Consider the following 13982-nt stretch of genomic DNA (forward strand, 5'->3'; position numbering starts at 1 on the left):
TGAAGAGGTAGAGAGTTGTCTGAATTTCTGGCCTCCCTGCTAGCAAAGGCCGCGATGATGCTCCTCGAGGCACTGCTCGCCCGGTTCGTCCAGAGCCTCGCCGCGTCGATCTTCAGCCCGGCGGGCCTCAGGGTCGCCTGACCGCCCCCGCGCGGGCCTATCGGCGTTCCCGTTGCGTACACCGTTCCCTCTGAGTACAGTGTTCGCACAGAGGGAACGCCGTACGCAGCGCGGGGAGATGGCGATGTCCACCAGTTGGGATCTGAAGGGCGCCTGGGACACCGACGGCCGGTGGGAAGTGCACGAGCGGGCCGGCCTGTCACGGGCGGGGCTGGATCGGATGCGTCAGGTTCTGGCCGGACATGTCGAGCGTGGGAGCGTACCCGGGCTGGTCGCGCTGGTCGGACGGGGCGGCGAGACGCATGTGGAGGCCCTCGGGACCCTGCACGCGGGCGGCGCCGAGCCGATGCGGCGTGACACGCTCTTCCGCATGGCGTCGCTGAGCAAGCCGGTCACGGCCGCCGCGGTGATGATCCTGGTCGAGGAGTGCCGGCTACGGCTGGACGAGCCGGTCGACGAGTGGCTGCCCGAGCTGGCGGACCGGCAGGTGCTCAGGAGCATCGACGCCCCGCTGGACGACACTGTCCCCGCGGCGCGGCCGATCACCGTGCGCGACCTGCTGACGTTCACCTTCGGGTTCGGGGTGGTGCTGGCCGCGCCGGACACGTACCCGATCCAGACCGCGATCCGCGAGCTCGGCCTGGACACCACCTCGCCGGACTTCGGGCCGGACGAGTGGATCCGCAGGCTCGGCACGCTGCCGCTGATGCACCAGCCGGGCGAGCTGTGGCAGTACCACGTCGGCTCCGACGTGCTCGGCGTGCTCGTCGCCAGGGTGGCCGGACAGCCGCTGGAGGAGTTCCTGCGCGAGCGGCTGTTCGGGCCGCTCGGCATGAAGGACACCGGCTTCCACGTGCCCGCCGACCGGATCCACCGGCTGCCCACCGGCTACGCGCACAACCCCGATAACGGCGAGCTGGTCGTCTGGGACGAGGCCGCCGGCGGGAAGTACAGCCGCCCGCCGCTCTTCCAGGCCGCCGGCGACGGGCTGGTCTCGACCGTCGACGACTACCACGCCTTCTTCCGCATGCTCCTGAACAAGGGCGCCTTCGGCGGCGCGCGCATCCTGTCGCGGGCCTCGGTCGAGCTGATGACGACGGACCACCTGACGCCGGGGCAGAAGGTCGAGAAGGACGCGTTCGGCGACCACTTCGGCCGGCACGGCGGCTACGGCTTCGGCATGGCGGTCCGCACCCACCGCCGCGACCTGGCCTCTCCCGGCCAGTTCGGCTGGGACGGCGGCCTGGGCACCACCGGGTACGCCGACCCGGCCGAGGACCTGGTCGGCATCCTGCTGACCCAGAGCGCGATGGACTCCGTCCACACGCCCCGCCTCCACAAGGACTTCTGGACCACCGCCTACCAGGCGATCGCCTGACCGCCTGGCAGGCCCGGGTCACCCGTCCTGTTCGTCGCAGAAGATGACCACGCGGGCCACCTGGCGCTCGTCCTCGACGGCCTCGCCGGGGCGGCGCCGGCCGCGCGCGACGACGTCGCCGGTGCGCGGGTCCACGACGCGGTAGGCGGTCGGCAGCCCGTCCTCGCGCGTCGGGCGCAGCGCGCCGCCGTTCTCCTGGTAGACCACGTGCAGCCGGCCCGGCACGCGCAGGGCGCGCGGGCTGATGAACGTCTCCCAGTCCGGCTCCATGTCGGTCGTGGGCAGGCCGTCCAGGATCTTGCCGAGCAGCCCGACGTACGTGGAGCCCTCGAAGTCGAGGGACTCGCGCCAGCCGCCCGACGGGGCCAGGAAGTAGGGAGCGTGCCCGGGTTCGTCGGCGTGCAGCTTCCACTGCCAGATGTTCGCGGCGCCGTAGACCACGCCCATGGCCCCGCCCGCGCACAGGTTGCTCCACGCCTCGTGGCCCTGCCACCAGCCGGCGGCGTTGGTGGCGCCGCGGGTCTGCTCGTAGGTGGGCTCGCCGTTGGCGACGGCCTTGACGGGCGTGTCGCGCCGCATGAGCGCGACCCGCTCGGGGACGTGCTCGCCGCCGTGGCCGGTCTGGCACCACTGGAAGTCCAGCCAGTCGGCGTCCTGGCAGGCCCGGTTGTCGGCGTGCGGGCGGTAGTGGATGCCGGTGGGCTGGGCGTAGCAGTCCCAGGCGTGGACCTCGGCGCCGCCGGCCGCGATCTGCGGCTCGCGGCCGGAGCCGTCGGCGCCGACCAGGTAGATCGCGGGGCGGGCGCCGTAGCGGGCCACCAGGTAGCGGCAGTAGCGGGCGTACTCCTCGGGAGGTACGACCGTGCCGGCCACGTCCAGCCCCTTCCAGCCGAACCCCTGGAAGACCGGCTGGAGCACGGGCACGATCTCGTGCTCCACCAGGATGTCCAGGAGCCGGTCCAGATACTGGAAGTAGGCGGGGTTGAGCGCGTTGACGTGGCCGGTGGGCAGGTCCTCGAAGGCGACGTCGAAGCCCTCGTCGGCGGAGCGGTCGCGCGGGCCGACGGCGCGCATGTCGGGCTGGACCGACATCAGCAGCACCGCGTTGAAGCCCTTGGCCTGCCGGTCGACCGCGTACGTGCGCACCTGCTCCTCGGTGGCCCGCCAGGGCAGGCCCCAGGCGGTGTCCGCGACCATGATCGCCGGGGTGCCGTCGGCGTGGACGAGGCTGCGCCCGCCCGGCGACATGGTCCAGAAACCGTGCCGCCGGAAGCGGTGAGTGGCCGGTTCGGCGGCGTCCACCTCGATGATCCCGGACGCCCCGCGAAGCCCGCGGTCGTCGAGGGACGCGTCGGTGGTCCAGTGCCAGCGGCCGTGCGCCAGCGGCGAGCTGAACCGGATCCGCCACGTGCGGCCGCCGTCGTAGAACGCCGGCCTGCGCAGGCTCAGCCCGGTGTCGTGGGTGAAGTCGGCCCACACCTCGACGGCGGTGTAGGCGTCGGGGAGGTCGGCCGAGGCGGTGAGCGTGATCTCCACCTCGCGCCAGGCTCCCCCGACGCGTGTCACGTCGCCCATCAGCCGTCCACCTGGGCGCTGAGCAGCGCCTTCCTGGCGATGCGCTGCGCGGCCAGGGCGTCCTGGCGGGCCTGTGCCTCGGCGAGGGCGTCCACGTCGAGGACCTGCAGGGCCCGCCAGATCGTCCGCATGACCTCGATGCCGGCGCGGGCGGCCTCCACCGAGTCCTCGCGGAAGGGGAACTGGTCGAGCTGCCAGACGCCCTGCCAGCCGGCCTGGCGCAAGGTGTGGAAGAACTCGAAGGTCTCGACGAGGTGGATGGAGCCGACCACCATGTCGTCGTCCCAGCCGCGGAAGTTGTCGTTGACGTCGATGGCGTAGAGCCGGTCGTGTTCGAGGATGAGCTGGGCCGCGTCGGCCGGGGACTCGAGGCCGTACAGAGAGTGGCCGAAGTCGAGCAGGATGCCGACGTTGGGCACGTCCATCTTCTCGATGGCCAGCAGGGTGCGGGCGGCCGAGGAGAAGGTCATGCGGTTACGCGGCTCGCGCGGCTTGTACTCGATGGCGAAGCGCAGGTCGGGGTGGCGCTGGGCCAGCTCGCGGACGGCGTCGATGGACATCTGCCACAGCGCCTTGTAGTCGGCCTGGAAGGGGTAGTCCCAGCCGTCCTGGCCGGGCCAGAGCTTGACGTAGTCGCAGCCGAGGCGGCGGGCCAGGTCGGCGGACTCGCTGACCAGCTCGATGGCGTCGCGCCGGACGGCGGGGTCGGGGTTGGTGAAGCCGCCGCGGGAGAACTTCCTGGTGTAGATCTCCGGCGTCAGCGCGATGGCCCGCAGCCCGTTGGCCTTCAGCCGGTCTTCCAGCTCGTCCACGTCGAGGTCGGCGGGGTTGAAGGGGTAGTTGATGTCGACCACGGACAGGCTGCCGACCTGGCCCGCGCGGTCGATCGCCTCCAGCGTGGAGACGGGCGGGCCGTAGCCGTCCGTGGCGTAGCGGTCGCGGAACTGCCCGAAGTGCCAGAGGCCGGCGCCGAACAGTGGTTCTGCTGCCATACGGAATGGTCTCCTATCCCTTGATCGCGCCGGCGAGGGCGCCTTGTGTGAAGAAGCGCTGGAACATCAGATAGACGATGAGGACCGGGAGGATGGACATGATGATGAAGGCGTTGAGCTGCCCGTAGTTCGAGGCGAACTGCGACTGGAAGGCCTGCAGCGCCAGCGGCACCGTACGCACGTCCTGGTCCTGCAGCAGCACCAGGGCCATCCCGTACTCGTTCCAGGTGGCGACGAAGTCCAGGATGAACAGCGCGGCCAGCGCGGGCTTGGCCAGCGGCAGGATCACCCGTACGAACAGGCGCCAGTTCCCCGAGCCGTCGATGCGGGCGGCCTCGTCGAGCTCGCGCGGCAGGGAGCGGAAGAACCCGTACAGGAAGAACACCTGGGACGGGATGCCGAAGGCCAGGTAGGGCAGGATGATCCCGTTCGTGGAGTTCAGCAGCCCCATGCTCGACAGCGTGGTGAACATCGGGGCGATGGCGACCTGCACCGGCACCATCGCGCCCAGGGTGATCACGATGAGCAGGATCCGCTGCCGCTTGAAGCGCAGCCGCGCGATCGCGAACGCCGCCGCGGCCGAGATCATCAGGCCGAGCGGCACCTTGATGAGCGCGATGTAGGCGCTGTTCCCGGCCACGGTCCACAGCTCGCCCCGCTCGGCGGCGGCGGTGTAGTTGTCCCACCGCCACACCTCCGGCAGCGCCCAGATGGAGGAGCGGCCGATGTCCGCCGTGGACTTCAGCGAGGTCAGCACCATGAAGGCGAACGGCGCGAGCCAGATGAGCGCGCAGACGACCAGCGCGATCCACAGCCCGATGAGCGGGTAGTTGGCACGGCGGACAGCGTTCATCGCTCGTCCTCCTTCAAGGTCCACATCAGGTACGGCAGGACGAGCGCCAGGGTGATCACGAGGAGCACGACGGCCAGCGCGTTGCCCCCTCCGAAGTTGTGGTTGATGAACGACTGGCTGTAGGACCACAGGGCCAGCACCTGGCTCGACTGGGCCGGGCCGCCGTTGGTCATGCCGACGATGAGGTCGAACACCTTGAGCGAGCTGATCACGGTGAGCACCAGGACGACGGTGAAGGTCGGCCGCAGCGCCGGGAGGGTGACGTTCCGGAACGTCTGCCAGGCGGAGGCGCCGTCGAGCTTGGCCGCCTCGACCAGGTCGGCCGGCACCGTCTGCAGCCCGGCCAGGAACAGCACCATGGAGAAGCCCGTCGTCTGCCAGACGAAGGCGACGAAGACGGAGTAGAGGGCGATCTGCGGGTCGCCGAGCCAGTCCTGGATCCACGACGACAGGCCGAGGGACGTCAACGTGCTGTTGACCAGGCCGGAGTTCGGGTTGTAGATCCAGGTCCACATGGTCGCCACGGCGATCGAGGCCAGCACGGCCGGGATGTAGAACGCCGAGCGCAGCAGGTTGCGGCCGAGGAGCCGGTGGTTGAGCGCCAGGGCGAGCAGCAGGGCGAGCACCGTGGGCACGACGAGCGAGAGCACGACCCAGAGGACGCTGTTGCGCAGGGCGGTGTGGAAGACCGTGTCGTTGGTGAAGATGTCCTGGTAGTTCGCCAGTCCCGCCCAGATCTGCGGCACGGTGGGGAAGCCGTTCCACCGCACGAAGCTGAGGTAGATCGCCGAGACGATGGGGAACAGCAGGAAGATCCCGTAGAGCGCCAGCGCGGGCGCCAGGAACGGCAGCGCGCCCAGAATGGGCAGGCCGCGGCGTGGCGTGCGGGGGCGGTGCGAGGGGTGGGTGGGTCGTGACGTGGTCGGGGCGGTGGACACGGTGGCCAAGGCCGCTCCTCCTCGGTTGATCGGACCGGCCGGAGGGCGATCCCCCCGGCCGATCACGGCTGGTCAGTCCTTATGGGTGTCGATGAACTTCTGCAGCAGCGCGCCCGCCTCCTTGGGGGCGATCGAGCCGCTGGTGACCCCGTTCTGGATGCGCCAGTACTCGGTCGTCACGTCGGTGGGGAAGTTCTGGTCGTTGTTGAGGAAGAACCCCTTGGCCTTGCCGGTCAGCTCGGCGATCTGGGTGTTGATCGGCGCGAGCGGGTTGGCGCCCTTGGTGTCCTTGTTCACCGGGACCGAGGAGAAGACGCCCAGGTACTTGCCCTCCACGGCGGCGGAGGTGAAGAAGTCCAGGAACTTGGCGGCCTCGTCCGGGTGCTTGCTCGTCTTGCTGATGTACATGCCCTCGGAGAAGCCGTAGAGCCGGTCGGTGCCGGTGGGCATCGGGAAGACGCCCACGTTGTTCTGGTCGTCGCCAGCGTCGATGTTCTGCTGGGTGAACCAGTCGCCCTCGAGCTGCATGGCCGACTTGCCCGAGTGGAACATCGCGCCCGCCTCGGCCACCGGCAGGCCGGCGAAGCCCTTGTTGAAGTAGTTGTCCGACCACTGCTTGAGCTGCTCGAAGGACTTGTCCACGCACGGCTGCCCGGCCCAGCTCGTCGCGCGGGTGTTGAGCTTGTCGCCCAGCTCGGCACCGCAGTTGGTCTCGATGAACGTGTCCAGCAGGCGCATGACGTGCCAGTTGTCCTTGCCGCCCATGGTGATCGGCGTTAGCCCGGCGTCCTTGAGCTTCTGCGCCGCCGTGGCCCACTCCTGGTACGTGGTGGGCGGCGCGCTGATGCCCGCCTTGGCGAACTGGTCCTTGTGGTAGTAGACGACCTCGGTGCGCTGCGTCCAGGGCACGCCGTGGTAACCGCCGTACTGCTTGTACGCCGCCAGCGTCGACGGGTTGAACCGGTCGGCCCACTTGTACTGCTCGTAGTACTTGCCCAGGTCGAGGCTCACGCCCGACTTGACGAGCTCGCCGCCGAGACCCGGCCCGGCCCAGTTGTAGTAGATGTCCGGGCCGGAACTACTGCCGGCCGTGGTGCGCAGCGCGTCCTTGTGCGCATCTACCGCGCGGTACTGAAGATCTACCTTGATGTTCGGGTTCTGCTTCTCGAAGTCGCCGATAATCGACTTGAACGCGGCGGTCGCCGTGTCCGCGTTCTGAGTGACCATCCACCAGCTCAGCTTGACCTGCCCCCCGCTGGTCGCGCTGGTGTTGTCTTGGACTCGGCCGCTGCAGGCGGTCAGGAGCAGCGCAGACGCTGCCAGAGCTGCCGCTTTGCTTGCGATGTTCATTGCCTCTCCAGAGGGCTGGAGGCGATTGAATAGCTATTCAATACCGCCTGTCTATTCGAGCGGAATGTAACGTCGGCGACATACAACCGTCAAGAACCAGGCGAGCCGCAAGCTTCCGCACCTCATTGACATGAACGCGATAGCGGCCGTAGCTTCAAAATATGCCTAGTCATATTGGAATAGATATTCAAGGCGTGGCCCGGTGATGTCGTTGCTCGCTGCCGATCCGACGCGTTCGGCCGTCTATCGCCAGGCGGCCGAGCGGATTCGCCGGGCCGACCGGCACACCGCGGCCGCGGAGCTGGACCAGCTGGCCACGGAGGTGCGCCGGAGCATCATCCGCATGATCGACCGTGCCCAGCTGGGGCACGTCGGAGGTGACCTGTCGGTCACCGACATCCTGGTCACCTGCTTCTACGGCGTGTTGTCCGTCGATCCGGAACGTCCGAGGTGGAGCGGGCGCGACCGTTTCGTGCTGAGCAAGGGACACTGCGCCGCCGCCCTGTACTCGACCCTCGCCCACTGCGGCTTCTTCCCCGAGGCCGAGCTGGACACCTTCATGGCCCCGCTGTCGGCGCTCAACGGTCACCCCAACCGCATCAAGGTCCCCGGCATCGAGACCAACACCGGCGCGCTCGGGCACGGCCTGCCCGTGGCCACCGGGTGCGCGCTGGCCGCCCAGCTCGACGGCGCGGACTGGCGCACGTTCGTCGTGCTCGGCGACGGGGAGCTGCAGGAAGGCAGCAACTGGGAGGCGGCCATGGCGGCCGCCCACCACGGCCTGTCCTCGCTGACCGCCGTCATCGACCGCAACCGGCTGCAGCAGGGCGCCAGGACCGAGGACACCAACGCCCTGGGGGCGCTGGACGACAAGTGGCGCAGCTTCGGCTGGGAGGTACGCGAGGTCGACGGCCACGACCACCTCGCCCTCCTGGAGGCGATGAGCGGCTCGTCGACCGGCAGGCCGGTCGCCGTCATCGCCCACACGATCAAGGGGAAGGGAGTGTCGTTCATGGAGGACCGCGTGGAGTGGCACCACAAGGTGCCGAGCCCCGACCAGGTCGAAGCGGCCCTCGCGGAGCTGGCCCGATGACCGTGACCGACCAGCAGACCGCCTTCGACTGCCGGCAGGACTTCGCCGCGGAGCTCCTGGCCCTGGCCGCCGAGGACGAGCGGATCGTGGCCGTCTGCAACGACTCCGTGGGCTCCAGCAACCTCGTCGGCTTCCGTGAGCGTTTCCCCGACCGGCTGATCAACGTCGGCATCGCCGAGCAGGACCTCGTCGGAGTCGGCGCGGGGCTGGCCAACGCCGGCAAGATCCCCTTCGTCTGCGCGGCGGCGCCGTTCCTCACCGGCCGCGCCCTGGAGCAGATCAAGGCCGACGTCGCCTACAGCGAGGCGCACGTCGTGCTCTGCGGGCAGAGCCCGGGCATGGCCTACGGCGAGCTCGGCCCCACCCACCACTCGATCGAGGACCTGTCCTGGATGCGCGCGGTCGCCGGGCTCGACGTGATCGTCCCGGCCGACTCCGTCCAGACCCGCGCCGCCGTCCGGTGGGCGGCGGCCTCCGGCAGGCCCAGCTACGTGCGCATCCCGCGGTTCAAGGTGCCCGTGGTCACGCCCGAGGGCGCGCCCTTCGAGCCGCGCAGGGCGGTGCTGCTCGCCGACGGCGACGACGCCACGGTGATCGCCATCGGCTCGCTGACCTCCCGAGCGCTGCAGGCGGCCGCCCTGCTCCGCGAGGAGGGCGTCCACCTGCGGGTCCTCAACATGCCCTTCCTCGACCCGCTGGACGAGGAGGCCATCGTGGCCGCCGCGCGGGAGACCCGCGGCATCGTCACGGCCGAGGAGGCCACCGTCAGCGGCGGGCTCGGCGCGGCCGTCGCCGCCACCGTCGTCACCCGCCACCCCGTCCCCATGCGCATCCTCGGCGTGCCCCGCGTGTTCGCCCCCACCGGCGACACCGCCTTCCTGCTCGACCACTTCGGCCTGTCCGCCGACGGCATCGTCAGCGCCGTCAAGGACCTGCTGCGCCATGGCTAGCCCGCTCATCCTGGCCATCGACCAGGGCACCAGCTCCACCAAGGCGCTGCTCGTGGACGAGGGCGGCCGCGTCGTCTCCCGCGCCGTCGTACCGGTCGCCGAGAGCCAGCCCCGCCCCGGCTGGGTCGAGCAGTCCGCCGGCGAGCTGTGGCAGAGCGTGCGGCGGGCGGTCGCCGAGTGTGTCGCCCCCGAGCAGGCCGCCCGGGTCGCCGGGGTGGGGTTCAGCAACCAGCGCGAGTCGCTGGTGCTGTGGGAGCGCCGCACCGGCGAGCCGGTCGGGCCGCTGCTGAGCTGGCAGGACCAGCGCACCGCCGACCACTGCCACGAGCTGGCCGGCTCCGCCGAGCTGGTGCGCTCGGTCAGCGGGATGCCCCTGGACCCCATGTTCTCCGCGCTCAAGGCCCGCTGGCTGCTGGATGCCCACGACCCGGACCGCGGGCGCAGCCGCGCGGGCGAGCTGTGCCTGGGCACCGTCGACTCCTGGCTGCTCAGCCGCCTGGGCGGGGAGCATCTCATCGAGGTCGGCAACGCCTCCCGCACCCAGCTCCTCGACGTCGGGACCGGGGACTGGGACCCGCGGCTCCTGGAGCTGTTCGGAGTGCCCGCCGAGGTCCTGCCCCGGGTGGTCGCCTCCTGCGGCCCCTTCCCCACCGTCCGCGACCTCGCGCCGCTGCCCGACGGGGTGCCGGTGCTGGCGGTCATGGGCGACTCGCACGCCGCGATGTTCGCCCACGCCGGCTGGCGGCCCGGCGTGGTGAAGGCCACCTACGGCACCGGCTCCTCCGTGATGGCCATCGGCGGCCCTCCGGACGCGCCCGGCCTGTGCCGCAGCATCGCCTGGGACCTCGGGGACGGTCCCGTTCACGCCGTCGAGGGCAACATCCGCGCGACCGGTCGCGCCGTCAGCTGGCTGGCGGAGCTGTTCGACGTGCCCGCCGACGTGCTGCTGGCCGAAGCCGCCGACCCGGGCAACGTCCACTTCGTGCCCGCCTTCGGTGGCCTCGGCGCCCCTTGGTGGGATCCGGACGCCAGCCCCGTCATCATCGGGCTGACGCTCGCCACCCGCCGGGCCCAGCTCGTCGCCGCCGCCCTGGAGGCGGTCGCCTTCCAGGTCGAGGACGTGGTGGCCGCCGCCGATCAGGCCGTCGGCCAGGTGAGCGTGCTCATGGCCGACGGTGGGCTCACCCGCAGCGCCCGCTTGATGCAGCTCCAGGCCGACGTCAGCGGCCGGGCCGTCGCCCGCTCCGGCGAGCACGACCTGTCATGCCTCGGCGTGGCCGACGCCGCCGGGCTCGCGGCCAAGCTGTGGACGCTCGGCGAGCTGGAACGCCGCCCGCGGCCTGCCGACCGCTTCGAGCCCGCCCTGGACGAGACGGATCGCGCGGCCAGGAGAGCCGCCTGGCACGAGGCGGTGCGCAGGTCCCGCCCCTCCGGTGAAGGGAGCATCACATGACCGCAACGGCGCCGACCCCCCGTCGGCGCGTCCCGATCCGCTGGATCACCGCCGCGGCCGTCGCCGTGCTGGTGGTGCTCATGGCCGTCAGCACCGAGTACCGGACGGCCGAGACCGCGGCCGCGGCGGCGCCGAAGAAGTTCGACCCGGCCGCGTTCGGGGCCCAGAACTACGAGGCCAAGATCGTCCCGGCCGTCAAGAGCGCCGCCGTGGACCTGCCCGTCCTGCTCGACGCCCTGGCCGCCGACAAGGAGGCCGCGAGCCAGAAGTACGGCAAGCGCCAGGGCACCGGCCCCTACACCTTCGCCGTCAAGGTGACGGGCGAGGCCGGCGCGGCCAGGTCCGGGCTGCTGCCCGTCACCGTCAAGGGCCTGCCGGAAGGCACCCGCGTCTCCGTGCAGATCGGCCCCGCCATCAACGGCACCGCGCTGCGCGACGCGGTGGGATTCATCACGTTCGGCCAGTTCACCAACCAGGTGGAGTACGCCGACGCCGCCACCGCCCTGAACAACCAGCTGCGCGACAAGCTGCTCAAGGGGCTGGACGCGGCGGCGCTGGACGGCAAGCAGATCTCCGTCACCGGGGCGTTCACCCTGCTGACGCCCCAGACCGTGACGATCACGCCGGTGGCGATCTCATGAGCGCGCCCGTCTCTGGGCCCGTCTCTCGGCCCGTCTCTGGGCCCGTGCTGCGGGCCGGCGAGGTCACCAAGGTGTACGGCGGCACGCACGCGCTCAAAGGCGTCGACTTCGACGTGGCGCCCCGCCGGGTGACCGCGCTGTTCGGCGAGAACGGCGCCGGCAAGTCGACCCTGATGAAGATCCTGGCCGGGATCGAGCGGCCCACCACCGGCCACGTCGAGCTGGACGGGCGGCCCGTGCGGCTGCACTCCTCGCGCGACGCCGCCGACCAGGGCATCTCCATCATCCACCAGGAGCTCAGCCTCTGCCCCAACCTCAGCATCCAGGACAACCTGTTCCTGGCCCGCGAGGTCCGCACCGCGTACGGCTCCATCGACCGCAGGGCGCAGCGCGAGGCCACGGCCGCGGTCCTGCGCCGGCTGGAGGAGGACGTCGACCCGGACCGGCTCGTCGGCGACCTGCGGCTCGGCCAGCAGCAGCTCGTGGAGATCGCCCGCGCGCTGCTGCAGCGGGCCCGCGTCCTCATCATGGACGAGCCGACCTCGGCCCTGACCGCGCCCGAGGTCGAGGTGCTCTTCCGGGTGATCAGGGAGCTGACCGCCGCGGGCGTCGCCGTCGTCTACATCTCCCACCATCTGGACGAGGCGCTGGAGATCGCCGACGACGTCGTGGTGCTGCGCGACGGGCGGCTGGTCGCCACGGCCCGGGCCGACGAGGTCGACATCCGCTGGATCGTCGAGCAGATGGTCGGCCGCGACCAGGACACGCTGTTCCCCAGCCGGGAGCCGGTGCTCGGCGAGGAGGCGCTGGCCGTCCGCCGGCTCACCGTGGCCGACCCGGGCGTACCCGACCGGCTGGCCGTGAACGGCCTGTCGCTCAGCGTGCGCGCGGGCGAGATCGTCGGCATCTACGGGCTGATGGGCTCAGGCCGCACCGAGCTGCTGGAGACGCTGGCGGGCCGCCTGCGGCCGTCCTCCGGCGAGATCCTGCTGGAAGGCACGCCCCTGCACGAGGCCGGGATCCGCGACCGCATCGAGCGGGGCGTGGTGCTGGTGCCCGAGGACCGCCAGCGCGACGGGCTCGTCCAGACCATGTCGGTCGGGCAGAACCTGTCCCTGGCGGCGCTCGGCACGTTCGTCCGCGGCCTGTTCGTCTCCCAGGAGCGCGAGCGCGCCGCCGTCACCCGCACCATCGCCGACGTCACCGTCAAGACCAGCGGCGCCCAGGCGGCCATCGGGTCGCTGAGCGGCGGCAACCAGCAGAAAGTGATCATCGGCAAGGCGCTGCTGACCGGGCCGCGCGTCCTGCTGCTGGACGAGCCGTCCCGCGGCGTGGACGTGGGCGCCAAGGCCGACATCTTCGAGCTGATGGCGGCCCAGGCCAGGAGGGGCCTGGCCGTGCTGTTCACCACATCCGACGCCGAAGAGGCCCTGCACATCCCCGACCGGCTGCTCGTGCTCGCCCGCGGCGCCCTCGTCGGCGAGTTTCGGCGCGGCGAGCTGACCCGGGAGGAACTCATGCGCGTGTCCGACGGCGGAACTCAGGACGGTTCGTCATGACGGCGACGGCGACCACCGCGGCCCCGGAGCGGGCCGCCACCCGCGCCCGCCGCCTCTCGCTGCTGAACGTGGCCTTCGAGCTGCGCGCCTTCATCGCGCTCGCCGTGCTCATCGTCATCTTCGGCCTGCTGTCGGACTCCTTCCTCACCGTCCCCAACCTGATCACGATGACCAAGCACGTCGCCATCAACGGCGTGATCGCGCTCGGCATGCTGCTGGTCATCCTCAAGGGCGGCATCGACCTGTCCGTCGGCTCCATCGTGGGCCTGTCCGGGGTGGTCGCCGGCGAGCTCCTGCAAGGGCTGCACGTCGGCGGCGTGATCGCCTACCCGCCGGTGTGGGTGGTGATCGTGCTGTGCGTCGCGGTCGGCATGGCCGTCGGCCTGATCAACGGGATCCTCGTCACCCGCTTCAACGTGGCGCCGTTCATCGCCACGCTCGGCATGCTGTACGTGGCCCGCGGCGCGGCGATGCTCATCTCCAACGGCGCCACCTACCCCAACCTGGGCGGCAACCCGGCGCTCGGCAACACCGGCTTCGAGCTGCTCGGCAGCGGGCGCCCGCTCGGCCTGCCCACCTCCATCTGGATCATGATCCTGCTGGCCGTGGCGGCCGTGCTGCTGCTGGCCAAGTCCCCGTTCGGCCGCTGGCTGTACGCCACCGGCGGCAACGAGCGGGCCGCGGACCTGTCCGGCGTGCCGATCCGGCGGGTCAAGACGATCGTGTACGTGATCTCCGGGGCCTGCGCGGCGGTCGCCGGGCTCATCATCGCCTCGGAGCTCACCTCGGCCGCGCCGCAGGCCGGGGAGACGTACGAGCTCAATGCCATCGCGGCGGTGGTCATCGGGGGCGCCGCGCTCAGCGGCGGCCGGGGAACCGTGCGCGGCACCCTGGTCGGCGCGTTCGTCATCGGCTTCCTCGCCGACGGCCTGGTGATCCTGGGCGTGTCGACGTTCTGGCAGATCCTCATCAAGGGCGCGGTCATCATCCTCGCCGTGATGCTCGACCAGGGCCAGCAGCGATTCAAGCGACGGGGAGCCGCCGCGGCGGCGGTCGCCGCGAGCAAGAAGCACGACTGAA

13 protein-coding genes are annotated in these 13982 nt (G+C 70.9%); 8 read left to right on the forward strand and 5 right to left on the reverse strand.

The genetic code is table 11. The annotated features are described in order from the left end of the window. Nucleotides 1-15 precede the first annotated feature (15 nt). Together H4W80_RS62905 and H4W80_RS30435 are read left to right on the forward strand one after the other, a co-directional pair. Complete coding sequence (locus H4W80_RS62905; RefSeq protein ID WP_264086013.1) at nucleotides 16-141, forward strand: hypothetical protein; 126 nt, start codon at nucleotides 16-18, stop codon at nucleotides 139-141. 103 nt (nucleotides 142-244) lie between these two features. After that, nucleotides 245-1498: a serine hydrolase domain-containing protein gene (locus H4W80_RS30435; RefSeq protein ID WP_192788222.1), complete on the forward strand. Its 1254-nt coding sequence runs from the start codon at nucleotides 245-247 to the stop codon at nucleotides 1496-1498. An 18-nt stretch (nucleotides 1499-1516) separates the two neighbouring features. Here the strand turns inward: H4W80_RS30435 and H4W80_RS30440 are convergent, their stop codons facing one another. The 5 genes from H4W80_RS30440 to H4W80_RS30460 all read right to left on the reverse strand — a co-directional run bounded on the left by H4W80_RS30440 (nucleotide 1517) and on the right by H4W80_RS30460 (nucleotide 7083). Then, entirely contained in the window at nucleotides 1517-3073 is a 1557-nt protein-coding gene (locus H4W80_RS30440) for a glycoside hydrolase family 140 protein (RefSeq protein WP_192788223.1), read from the reverse strand. Then, a complete protein-coding gene (locus H4W80_RS30445; protein ID WP_192788224.1) occupies nucleotides 3073-4065 on the reverse strand; it encodes a sugar phosphate isomerase/epimerase family protein in 993 nt (330 codons plus the stop codon). The genes H4W80_RS30440 and H4W80_RS30445 overlap by 1 nt, the downstream gene beginning before the upstream one ends. Nucleotides 4066-4078: 13 nt before the next feature. After that, nucleotides 4079-4918, reverse strand: a complete 840-nt coding sequence (locus H4W80_RS30450) for a carbohydrate ABC transporter permease (RefSeq protein WP_192788225.1) — start codon at nucleotides 4916-4918, stop codon at nucleotides 4079-4081. After that, on the reverse strand, nucleotides 4915-5856 hold the full coding sequence (locus H4W80_RS30455) for a carbohydrate ABC transporter permease (protein WP_318787629.1): 942 nt from the start codon (nucleotides 5854-5856) through the stop codon (nucleotides 4915-4917). The genes H4W80_RS30450 and H4W80_RS30455 overlap by 4 nt, the downstream gene beginning before the upstream one ends. Nucleotides 5857-5928: 72 nt before the next feature. After that, nucleotides 5929-7083, reverse strand: coding sequence for an ABC transporter substrate-binding protein (locus H4W80_RS30460; protein WP_192788226.1), 1155 nt, complete (start codon nucleotides 7081-7083; stop codon nucleotides 5929-5931). A 328-nt stretch (nucleotides 7084-7411) separates the two neighbouring features. Here H4W80_RS30460 and H4W80_RS30465 point away from each other — a divergent pair, with 328 nt between their 5' ends. Genes H4W80_RS30465 through H4W80_RS30490 form a run of 6 tightly spaced genes read left to right on the forward strand, consistent with a single transcriptional unit; the run spans nucleotide 7412 to nucleotide 13981 of the window. After that, on the forward strand, nucleotides 7412-8299 hold the full coding sequence (locus tag H4W80_RS30465) for a transketolase (protein WP_192788227.1): 888 nt from the start codon (nucleotides 7412-7414) through the stop codon (nucleotides 8297-8299). Further along, nucleotides 8296-9249 carry a transketolase family protein gene (locus H4W80_RS30470; protein WP_192788228.1) on the forward strand — a complete coding sequence of 318 codons (954 nt, stop codon included), beginning with the start codon at nucleotides 8296-8298 and terminating at the stop codon, nucleotides 9247-9249. The genes H4W80_RS30465 and H4W80_RS30470 overlap by 4 nt, the downstream gene beginning before the upstream one ends. After that, nucleotides 9242-10702, forward strand: a complete 1461-nt coding sequence (locus H4W80_RS30475; RefSeq protein ID WP_192788229.1) for an FGGY-family carbohydrate kinase — start codon at nucleotides 9242-9244, stop codon at nucleotides 10700-10702. The genes H4W80_RS30470 and H4W80_RS30475 overlap by 8 nt, the downstream gene beginning before the upstream one ends. Further along, nucleotides 10699-11343: a DUF2291 family protein gene (locus tag H4W80_RS30480; protein ID WP_192788230.1), complete on the forward strand. Its 645-nt coding sequence runs from the start codon at nucleotides 10699-10701 to the stop codon at nucleotides 11341-11343. The genes H4W80_RS30475 and H4W80_RS30480 overlap by 4 nt, the downstream gene beginning before the upstream one ends. Before the next feature lie 44 nt (nucleotides 11344-11387). Then, nucleotides 11388-12902: a sugar ABC transporter ATP-binding protein gene (locus tag H4W80_RS30485; protein WP_318787135.1), complete on the forward strand. Its 1515-nt coding sequence runs from the start codon at nucleotides 11388-11390 to the stop codon at nucleotides 12900-12902. Beyond that, entirely contained in the window at nucleotides 12899-13981 is a 1083-nt protein-coding gene (locus tag H4W80_RS30490; RefSeq protein WP_192788232.1) for an ABC transporter permease, read from the forward strand. The genes H4W80_RS30485 and H4W80_RS30490 overlap by 4 nt, the downstream gene beginning before the upstream one ends. The last annotated feature ends 1 nt before the right edge of the window (nucleotide 13982 follow it).

Source organism: Nonomuraea angiospora (assembly GCF_014873145.1).
GTDB classification, from domain to species: Bacteria; Actinomycetota; Actinomycetes; order Streptosporangiales; family Streptosporangiaceae; genus Nonomuraea; species Nonomuraea angiospora.